This window comes from Pseudomonas sp. P4_D7 (assembly GCF_056401755.1).
Genome location: NZ_JBFUIR010000170.1, coordinates 1 through 1,087, shown reverse-complemented (window position 1 = coordinate 1,087; position 1,087 = coordinate 1). Strand labels below are relative to the sequence as shown.

1 protein-coding gene is annotated in these 1,087 nt (G+C 54.6%); it reads right to left on the bottom strand.

The window, feature by feature from the left end; genetic code table 11:
• Positions 1 to 1,087 (bottom strand): hypothetical protein (locus tag AC1DVF_RS29335; protein WP_477783645.1); only part of this gene is annotated, 1,087 nt, incomplete at both ends.

The window sequence follows — 1,087 nt, the reverse complement described above, 5'->3', positions numbered from 1 at the left end:
CGCTGATGGCGCGCCGGATCGTTTGCCGCGCCTCCAAAGAGTGAGGCCATCCATTCCACTGATGCTGCGCATCCAAGGGCCCAAGCGGCTGTGCGTTTCCCTCAACGAAAGCATCGACTACCGATATATCGTCAACGTCGATATGAAGAAATACATACTTGTCGATCAGATCATGCCTAGTGCTAAGCTCCGGATTACGGTATCGAGCGCCGCTGTAGTTTATGTACGGGCGTTCGCCACTCTGCCGCGAGCCGCATACTCTTGCTTTGCGAATTTTGATGTTTAGTGATACTCCCGTATTCGACTGGAGGGGCATCCGTGGCGGGATGAAGCCGATATGTTGATCTGTGGCAACTCGTCGTAGCCACGCGTTACGCGTCTGGCCGAACAGACCATCCGCAACCACTCCGTTGCATTCGGCTAGCGCTTCCTGAACTAGGTCGCATATGTCTACCAATGTCACTCTGTATTTCTTTGCTTGGCCTGCCGGGTCGGCCCTACGTTTAGGGGTTCCACTTCCTCCCGTAGACGAGACCACGCGCTTGAAGCCACGTTCTTCTAGGCGTTTAAACGCACCCTCTATCGTCGCTCGACGTTCGAAATCACGAGGCTTTCCGAAGTTGATCACACAGCCAACCGTATCCATTATTCGGTCGGCTACCTCGTACGCGAGGTGAGAAAGTGCATTGTCAAGCATGAGGACAGCAAAGCCCAAACCTGCGAGTTCTTCTATCTCTTCTGACGGAAAGCCCGCGTCGGGTAAGCGAATGAATTCCGTAGGCCGACTCTTCCAGGGGGTTACTCCCAAGTGCACGGCTCGTAGTATTTGATCGGATCCGACCGTCGTAATCACTACCAAGAAGCCAAGAATGCTGCCTTTCGACGCGCGGTCTGCAAGCGCAATCACATCGACGCGTTCGACGGGCGTCCACACAATTCCTTCGGGCGTGTCGAGTCCGATCGCAGAGATACAATCGAGGGTATGCTCGTCCATCTCAACGCAGTCATATGGTCGACTGAACTGAATGATCGATGGAATCCCGCGTCCTGTAGCTGCTTTCGCCTGCGCGATGGATCCGTACTGGCT